Annotated in this window: 8 protein-coding genes; 7 read left to right on the top strand and 1 reads right to left on the bottom strand. The window is 33.4% G+C overall.

Annotation, left to right across the window (positions count from 1 at the left end; all coding sequences use genetic code 11):
- The first annotated feature begins 143 nt into the window (after window positions 1-143).
- The 3 genes from eptA to pmrB are packed head-to-tail and all read left to right on the top strand — an operon-like array spanning window position 144 to window position 3,606.
- The gene (gene eptA / locus A9G09_RS09405; protein WP_081297538.1) at window positions 144-1,808 is read left to right on the top strand and encodes a phosphoethanolamine transferase EptA; all 1,665 of its coding nucleotides are present in this window, start codon (window positions 144-146) and stop codon (window positions 1,806-1,808) included.
- A gap of 11 nt (window positions 1,809-1,819) precedes the next feature.
- Window positions 1,820-2,485, top strand: coding sequence for a two-component system response regulator PmrA (gene pmrA / locus A9G09_RS09400; protein ID WP_065634576.1), 666 nt, complete (start codon window positions 1,820-1,822; stop codon window positions 2,483-2,485).
- A 29-nt stretch (window positions 2,486-2,514) separates the two neighbouring features.
- Window positions 2,515-3,606, top strand: coding sequence for a two-component system sensor histidine kinase PmrB (gene pmrB, locus A9G09_RS09395; RefSeq protein ID WP_065634577.1), 1,092 nt, complete (start codon window positions 2,515-2,517; stop codon window positions 3,604-3,606).
- Here the strand turns inward: pmrB and A9G09_RS09390 are convergent.
- Entirely contained in the window at window positions 3,587-4,207 is a 621-nt protein-coding gene (locus A9G09_RS09390; protein ID WP_065634575.1) for a YrbL family protein, read from the bottom strand. The genes pmrB and A9G09_RS09390 overlap by 20 nt on opposite strands.
- Before the next feature lie 274 nt (window positions 4,208-4,481).
- On the opposite strand from A9G09_RS09390, the gene rplM reads away from it, so the two are divergent.
- From rplM to A9G09_RS09370, 4 genes are all read left to right on the top strand, one after another.
- On the top strand, window positions 4,482-4,910 hold the full coding sequence (rplM, locus tag A9G09_RS09385; protein WP_065566227.1) for a 50S ribosomal protein L13: 429 nt from the start codon (window positions 4,482-4,484) through the stop codon (window positions 4,908-4,910).
- An 11-nt stretch (window positions 4,911-4,921) separates the two neighbouring features.
- A complete protein-coding gene (rpsI, locus tag A9G09_RS09380) occupies window positions 4,922-5,314 on the top strand; it encodes a 30S ribosomal protein S9 (RefSeq protein WP_034901366.1) in 393 nt (130 codons plus the stop codon).
- Between the two features lie 349 nt (window positions 5,315-5,663).
- Complete coding sequence (gene sspA / locus A9G09_RS09375) at window positions 5,664-6,296, top strand: stringent starvation protein SspA (protein ID WP_065634574.1); 633 nt, start codon at window positions 5,664-5,666, stop codon at window positions 6,294-6,296.
- A 46-nt stretch (window positions 6,297-6,342) separates the two neighbouring features.
- The gene (locus tag A9G09_RS09370; RefSeq protein ID WP_065634573.1) at window positions 6,343-6,753 is read left to right on the top strand and encodes a ClpXP protease specificity-enhancing factor; all 411 of its coding nucleotides are present in this window, start codon (window positions 6,343-6,345) and stop codon (window positions 6,751-6,753) included.
- Window positions 6,754-6,894 lie beyond the last annotated feature (141 nt).

The following is a 6,894-nucleotide window of genomic DNA, read 5'->3' as shown; positions in this document are numbered from 1 at the left end:
TTATAAATTTCTATCAATGATTTTTATTCCCTGAATATTATTTTTATTAAATAAACATCATTCATTTTTTACATATTCATTAACGTTGATAGCTAAACATGAACTTCCTTTAGGGATAGGTATAAATGTAGTATAGGTTTTTTATGAAAAGAATAATTCAAATGCTTTTATCTCGTCCTATATCACTGCGTACGTTGATCGTGTCAGTTGCAGTATATCAAGCGACAATTTTGAATATCAGTTTTTACAAACAAGTTTTAATCAAATTATCTTTAGATTCTTTTGAAAATATTGCCTTTTTTGTATCCATGCCTGTTGTTGTTTTTTGTACCATTTTTATCCTGCTAACTCTGCTATTAAATCAATGGTTAGTTAAAATAGTAGCAAGTAGTTTAGTCATAATCGGTTCAGCACTCTCTTATTTTATGCTCAAATTTGGCATTATGATTGATCGCAGTATGTTGCAAAATACGTTAGAGACGAGTTTTACTGAATCGGCACCAATGATAACATTTGAATTAATAAACTGTATTTTACTGTTAGGTGTTTTACCCTGTGTTGTCATTATACTTGTTAAAATTAAACCAAGAACGATAGGATTATATTTTTTATTTAAGCATGTCATGATTGTGTTATTAGCGCTGCTTTTGGTCGGGCTTATTGCACTTATTTTTTACAAAAATTATGCTACGTTTATGCGCAATAATAGCAAAATAATCAAATATCTACTTCCATCCAATTATATTGGTGCACTATATGGACAATATCAATTTGAACAAAATAAACATCGCCCTTTTTTAACGATTGGGGATGATGCTCATCGGCAAGTTGTTGATAGTGACAGTAAATCTATTAAAACAGTTGTTGTGCTAATTGTTGGCGAAACAGCGCGTAGTGAAAATTTTGCACTAAATGGTTATGGTAAAAACACAACGCCTTTGTTAAGCAAACGTGATGATGTTATCTCGTTTCAAAATACAACGTCGTGTGGTACTTATACTGCATTTTCTATCCCTTGTATGTTTTCGAATATGGAACGTAAAAATTACGATGAAGCTTCAGCTTTACGCCAAGAAAATATACTCGATATTCTAAACAAACAAGGTATAAATGTGATTTGGTTGGATAATAATACTGGTTGTAAAGGTGTTTGCAACAGGATTGAAAATGAAAATATAACTAAAAAGTATATAAATAGCGGCAGCAAACTTTGCCAAGATGGCGGGTGTTATGATGAAGTGCTTGTCAAGGAGTTAGCGATAAAGCTGCAACATCTTGATAAAGATTCCTTAATTGTTTTACATCCTTTAGGTAGTCATGGTCCAAATTACTATCAACGCTACCCTGAACAATTTAGAACATTCACGCCAACATGTGATACTAATCAGATAACTAATTGTGACTCAGGCAGTTTGGTTAATACTTACGATAATACGATTGTGTATACTGATTATATTATCAATCAAACGATTGAACTTTTACAAAGTAAGCAAAATAACTATAACACAATGCTGATCTATCTATCCGATCATGGCGAATCGTTAGGTGAAAATGGTCTATATTTACACAGTTTTCCTTATTCAATTGCGCCAGCACAACAAACTAAAATTCCATTTATTTTGTGGATTTCTCAGCATTTAGCAAAGTTAAATCGTATCAATACAGCATGTATAAAAAATCATGCAAAACAGGACCTTTTATCGCATGATAATTTGTTTCATTTATTATTAGGCATTTTTGCTATTCAGACTAAAGAGTATAATCAATCACTCGATAGCTTGAATTATTGTAAAAATGCTCGTGGATAGGTTTAAAAATCATGAAAATATTAATTGTTGAAGATGATAATCTGTTACAAAAAGGGTTGTATGATGGTATCACCGCTAATGGTTATGTTTGTGAAGTGGCGGCAACAGGAGAACAAGCTGAACAACATTTATTATTTGGGCAATTTAGTTTAATTATTTTAGATCTTGGCTTGCCTGATTGTGATGGACTTGAGCTTTTAACTCGCTGGCGTAAAAATAAAATTAGTATACCAGTACTGATATTAACCGCTCGAGATACTATCGAAGATAGGGTTCAAGGATTAGATCTTGGTGCGGATGATTACTTAATTAAACCCTTTGCTTTGACCGAATTATTAGCACGCATTCGAGCGCTAATACGTCGGCATCAGGGAATTGCCGAAAACCTTATTAGTTATGGTCCTATCACCATTGATATAAAACAACAAAAGACCATTATGTCTAATCAAGAAGTGATGCTTACCCCTAAGGAATTTATTGTGTTATCTCGATTAATGTTAAAAGCCGGTGAAAAAGTCCATCGAGATCTGTTACAAAATGATTTGTATGATTGGCAAAGTGATCCGAGTTCAAATGTACTGGAAGTTTATATCCATGGGCTACGAAATAAATTGGGTAAAAATTTGATACGCACTGTAAGAGGTTACGGTTATCAGCTTAATACTCAAGACGATTAACTATGCACAATCAATTAAGAAAAAATTTTATGATCATAAATTCTATCAGTAAAATTCGTCACACAATTCGCTGGAATCTATTTTTTACTTTGGGCGCTATTATGCTGATTTGTCAAATCATCACCGTGTTTTGGTTATGGCATGAAAGTAAAGAACAGATTGATGTTTTAGTAAATTTAACTTTAAGCCAAAATAAAATTGACGAAGTTGTCGAACATGAAGAACTTGAAGCTATCTTTGCTTTATTTTGTTCAGCTTTTTCGATGATGCTAGTTACGTTATTTTTAGCTTATAAGGCAATTAAATGGATAACAAAACCACTAGAAGTTCTTGAGCACGATCTTAACCAACGTACTGAAGAAAATCTTAAACCCATTGCCCCAATTAGTAATATGCGAGAGATCAAATCGATTACTACGGTACTAAATAATCTATTTTTAAGATTGAATAACACGTTATCACAAGAGCGACTTTTTACTGCTGATGTTGCTCACGAAATGCGAACGCCTTTAGCCGGTATTCGTCTCCATTTGGAATTATTAGAAACTAAACATCACATTGATTGCCATGAATTAATTGAACGAATTGATCGGTTAGTCAATACAGTTGAACAATTATTGATGCTCGCTAGAGCCAGTCAAAAATTTACTATTGGTCAATATCAAAAAATTAATTTTTATCAAGATGTCATGATCCCATTAACCGATGAGTTAAGCGAATTAACTTCGCAAAAAAATCAGTTAGTTTTGTGGCAGGTTATTGACCATACTGTAACGTTTAATGGTGATGCGACGTTAATTCGTCTATTAGTTCGTAATTTAGTCGAAAATGCTCACCGATATAGCCCTGAAAATACTAACATCACTGTTAGTTGTGTTAAAGACGACAAAGATATCGTTATTTCAGTTATCGATGAAGGGATGGGCATTGATGAGTCAAAAAGTGAAAAACTGACCCAAGCTTTTTTCCGTATGGATAGAAAACATAATGGAATAGGGCTTGGGTTAAGCATCGTTAATCGTATATCTAATTTACATCATGGCGTATTCACCCTTAGCAATAGACAAGATAATATCAAAGGTGCAGTAGCAACTTTGCGCCTTACTGATTCACCTCGTTAACTAATTGAGTGATTAACTGATTGTGTTTGTTTTCTCTGATTAATGAAGCTAAAAACCGTTGCCAAGTACGTTCAATTTTGGCTTTAGCAAAATAAGAAACATAATTAGCGATAGGAATTAATGTCGAATTACCAATATTATCAATAATAATTAAGCGATTTTCTTTTGGTGATAAATGTTGAAATAGAATATTTTTACTTTTGATTGTCATAGTAATAATTCGATCATTTAACAATGCTGTTTTTAATGCTTTTAGCGAGATGACTAATGCATCAAAATATTGTTTGGTTAGCTCTTCATCCAACAAATATTTTTCAAGTGGAGTCGCTATTTCACCGTTATAATCACGAATGAGTTCAAACACATGACCTTGGCCATAATTAGTGTTTATCGGACCGTAATATTGTGCTAATGCATCCCATGATATGTGGCGTTTAATAAGATGCTTATAATAGGCTATTTCGCGGTTGGTTTCTTCTTCTGCCCCTTGATTATAATTGACTTTGATGCACTTATTCGGATCATCAGGATGGTGATAGCATTTACGGTGTAACCCTTTGCTTATATAATCTTTTTCGGTAAGTTGAATTAAATTTTCCATCTAATTTTTAACGCGTTATTGAAAGTTTGCTTAGAGTTTATCAGCAAGTGTTTTCGCATGCCATGATTTTTTATTTAAAATGTAGCGCTTTTATTATATTTCTGTATAATATTGCAACCCACGTTACAACAGTGTTTTTCCCAACACTGTTTTCGGTTGTCAAAGTTAATGTAACAACTCGAAGGGGTTAGTTAGTTAATAGCAACAATCAAAAAGTGTAAATAAATCAAATGATTTATTAACGTGAGATTAATTAAAAATTGGATAATTACGAATGAGTACTTTTTCAGCTAAACCAGAAACAGTTAAACGCGACTGGTATGTTGTTGATGCAGCAGGTAAAACGTTAGGTCGTTTAGCTACTGAAATCGCAAGCCGTTTGCGTGGTAAACACAAAGCAGAATATACACCACATGTTGATACAGGTGATTATATTATCGTTATCAATGCAGAAAAAGTTGCTGTAACAGGCAAAAAACGCACTGATAAGATCTATTATCGTCATACTGGCTACATCGGTGGACTTAAAGAAGCGACTTTTAAAGAAATGATTGAACGTCATCCTGAACAAGTCATCGAGATTGCTGTCAAAGGCATGCTACCGAAAGGTCCTCTTGGTCGTGCAATGTACCGTAAACTAAAAGTTTATGCTGGTAATGAGCACAATCATGCGGCACAACAACCGCAAGTATTAGATATTTAAGGGGATAGAAGATGGCTGATAATCAATATTACGGTACAGGTCGCCGCAAAAGTTCTGCTGCTCGCGTGTTTATTAAACCAGGTAGTGGAAATATCGTTATTAATAAACGTTCATTAGAGCAATACTTTGGTCGTGATACTGCTCGTATGGTTGTGATGCAACCTTTAGAGTTAGTTGAAATGACTGACAAACTTGATCTTTACATCACTGTTAAAGGTGGTGGTATTTCAGGTCAAGCGGGTGCGATTCGTCACGGTATTACTCGTGCATTAATGGAATATGATGAAACTTTACGTTCTTCATTACGTCAAGCGGGCTTTGTTACTCGTGATGCGCGTCAAGTTGAACGTAAAAAAGTGGGTCTACGCAAAGCACGTCGTCGTCCACAATTCAGCAAACGTTAATTATTTTTTGTACAAAGGTTACAAAATTGTTTGCAAAAACCCAGTTTCGACTGGGTTTTTTTATATGGATTGTAATTAGATGCTAATTAATAGTCTGACGGGTAAATGTAATTTTGTTAATTGATAAAACACATTAATTTTATTAATTTATTGTTTTTAATTTAGTTTATCACGTTAACTAAATTCAATCCTTTGTTCTAAGATGTATATTTATCCTTAAACTTTTGTCAAATTGCTATTGTTTAGAGAAAGATAACAAGAAAATTAATTTTTTTTAACAAATTTGTTATCCAATTTGCTAGAATAGTTAAATTCTAAACTTTTTTAATTTTGCATATTTGGAGTGAACATGGTTGTTGCTGTTAATAAACGTTCTGTAATGACATTATTTTGTGATACAACAGATATTTACGGCCATCAAATTCGTTTTGTGCTGGCGGAAAAAGGGGTAACTGCTGAAATTGAGTTTGTAACGGCAGATAATTTACCTCAAGAACTTTTAGATCTTAATCCCTATGGTACAATTCCAACTTTGATTGATCGCGATCTAACATTGTATGAACCTCATATTGCGTTAGAATATCTTGATGAACGCTTCCCTCATCCACCTTTAATGCCTGTTTATCCGATTGTTCGTGCAAATTCTCGTTTAACCATGTACCGCATTAAAAAAGAGTGGTATAGCGCTTATGAAACCATCATTGCCGATCCTAACAGCCAAGCTGCAAAAACTGCGCGTAAAAATTTGCTTGATGATTTGGTTTCAATTTCGGTTATGTTTAAAGAAAAACCGTATTTTATGAGTGATGATTTCACATTATGTGATTGTTATTTTGCCCCATTACTATGGCGTTTACCAATGATTGGTATTGAATTGCCAAAAGTAGCCGAGAAGAATTATCTAGCTTATATGGCACGCATTTTTGAACGTCCAGCTTTTGTTAACTCATTAACCGAAGATGAGAAAAAGATAAGATCTTAAATAAATTTTTATCTCGTTGATAAAACTGTTGAAATAGGTAGTTTTTATGGATCTTGAACAAATGACACCAAGACGCCCTTATTTATTTAGGGCTTTTTATGATTGGATTATTGATAATGAACTAACGCCATATATTGTTGTTAATACTTCAATTTATGGTGTGATTGTTCCTCAAGAATTTATCCAAAATAATCAGATAGTCTTAAATATTGCGCCACATTCAGTAGGTCAATATTTTGCGTCTAATGAACAAATTGAGTTTAATGCTAGATTCTCTGGTGTTCCTCAACATATTGTTGTGCCAATGGCTGCCATTGAAGCTATTTATGCACGAGAAAATGGGGTAGGAATGGGATTTGAAGATGAACCTCAATATCATGCTCAGCCCAAAAACAGTGACACACAATCTGGAACAACCAATAAAAAACCAACTAATCCATTCCGAGTTGTAAAATAATTAACCTTTCATAACTGTTATAACAAGGTTGGTTGCCTTGTTATAAACCTTACTAATGCCTTGCTTACATTGATGTAAGCAAGGCTCAATACTATGCTGATCAATAATTAATCTATAACTGCAATAGCTATTTTGTATTAA

The sequence above is a fragment of the Gilliamella sp. wkB292 genome (genome assembly GCF_001690235.1).
Classification (GTDB): Bacteria; Pseudomonadota; Gammaproteobacteria; order Enterobacterales; family Orbaceae; genus Gilliamella; species Gilliamella apicola_F.
This window is presented reverse-complemented; position numbering and strand designations above follow the sequence as displayed.